3 protein-coding genes are annotated in these 1604 nt (G+C 75.6%); 1 reads left to right on the forward strand and 2 read right to left on the reverse strand.

All coding sequences use genetic code 11. The features are described 5' to 3' along the window. On the forward strand, positions 1–725 hold a 725-nt coding region (locus Q0112_RS06560), incomplete at its 5' end, for a DMT family transporter (protein WP_297972976.1). A gap of 13 nt (positions 726–738) precedes the next feature. Here the strand turns inward: Q0112_RS06560 and Q0112_RS06565 are convergent. Both Q0112_RS06565 and Q0112_RS06570 read right to left on the reverse strand, forming a co-directional pair. Next, on the reverse strand, positions 739–1356 hold the full coding sequence (locus Q0112_RS06565) for a 2-dehydro-3-deoxy-6-phosphogalactonate aldolase (RefSeq protein ID WP_297972980.1): 618 nt from the start codon (positions 1354–1356) through the stop codon (positions 739–741). Next, positions 1353–1604, reverse strand: a 252-nt coding sequence (locus tag Q0112_RS06570) for a 2-dehydro-3-deoxygalactonokinase (protein ID WP_297972983.1), incomplete at its 5' end; no start/stop codon positions are given. The genes Q0112_RS06565 and Q0112_RS06570, both read right to left, overlap by 4 nt.

Below are 1604 nucleotides of genomic sequence, written 5' to 3' on the forward strand. Positions count from 1 at the left end.
CGATCGGCCTCGCCGCCGGCCAGCGGGTGCGGCTGACGCGGGCGGAGTGGCAGGCAGTGGTGCTGTTCGGCATCTGCCAGAACGCGCTCTACCTCGGGCTCTTCCATCTGGCGATGCAGACGGTGGAGGCGGGGCTCGCGGCGATCATCGCCAGCTCGCTGCCGCTCTTCGTCGCGGCGCTCGGGCGGCTCTTCCTCGGGCATCGCCTGGCGCCGCTCGCCGTCGCCGGGCTTTTCGCCGGCTTCGCCGGGGTCCTCGTCATCATGGCCGGGCGGCTCGGGCAGGGGCTCGACGCGACGGGCGTCGCGGCCTGCCTGGTCGGGGTGATCGCGCTCGCCGTCGCGACGCTGACGCTGCGCAACGCCGCGGCGAGCGGCAAGCTCTGGATCGTCGTCGGGCTGCAGATGCTGGTGGGCGCGGTGGCGCTCTTCCCGGCGAGCCTCGCCTTCGAGACCTGGGAGGTCGGCTTCTCGCTGCGCTTCCTCGCCGCCTTCCTCTATTCGGCCATCGTCTCGGGGGTGATCGCGACGATGATCTGGTTCGTGCTGGTGCGCCGGGTCGGGGCGACGCGGGCGGCGACCTTCCACTTCCTCAACCCCTTCCTCGGGGTGGCGATCGCGGCGGCGATCCTCGGCGAGCGGGTGAGCGGGCGCGACCTCCTCGGCGTCGCGATCATCATGGGCGGCATCCTGGCGGTGCAGCTCTCCCGCGCCGGGCGGACGTGACGCAGCCAGCCGGTCAGGCGGCGGCGGTGCCGTGGGCGGCGTCCCAGGCGGCGACGGCGGCGCGGGCGGCCTCGGCGACGCGGGCGGCTGACCAGCCGGGCCGGAAGAGGGCGCTGCCGAGGCCGAAGCCGTCGACGCCGGCGGCGCGCCAGGCGGCGAAGTCGGCGGGCGCGGCGCCGCCGACGGCGTAGACCTGCGTTCCCGGCGGCAGGACGGCGCGGAGGGCGGCGATGCCGGCGGGGCCCATGACGCCGGCGGGGAAGATCTTCAGTGCATCGGCGCCGGCGGCGAGGGCGGCGAAGCATTCGCTGGCGGTGAAGACGCCGGGGTAGGAGCCGAGGCCGAGCTGCTTGCTGCGGGCGATGACGCGCGGGTCGCAGTTGGGCGAGACGACAAAGCTGGCGCCGGTGGCCGCGACGGCGCGCACCTCTTCGGGTTCGAGCACGGTGCCGGCGCCGATGCGGGCACGATCCCCGAGCGCCTGCTGCATGGCGGCGATGGACTTCAGCGGCTCGGGCGAGTTGAGCGGCACCTCGATCATGGCGATGCCGGCGGCGATCAGCGTCTCGCCGATGGCGACCGCCTCGCCCGGCTCGAGGCCGCGCAGGATGGCGATGAGGTTGCGGGTCATGGCCGGGACCTTTCGGCTTCGAGCAGGGCGCGGGCGGCGGCGAGGCCGCGCTGCGTCATGGCGGTGGCGTCGAGCAGGCGCGCGGCGAGGCCGGCGGCGGCCAGCGCGTCGCGGTAGGCGCGGGCGAGGCGGTCGGCGCCGATCAGGACGACGTCGCGGCCGAGCCAGTAGGGGCGAGCGCCGGCGAGCTCGGTGCCGATCAGGAGGCCGGAGAGGCGGGCGCGGGCGCGCTCCGGGGCGAGGCCGTG

The sequence above is a fragment of the uncultured Amaricoccus sp. genome (assembly GCF_937858865.1).
GTDB lineage: Bacteria > Pseudomonadota > Alphaproteobacteria > Rhodobacterales > Rhodobacteraceae > Amaricoccus.

What these genes read in the sequence shown, in the direction of transcription:
- Q0112_RS06565 (WP_297972980.1), bottom strand. Translation starts at nt 1,356, where the DNA reads ATGACCCGCAACCTCATCGCCATCCTGCGCGGCCTCGAGCCGGGCGAG.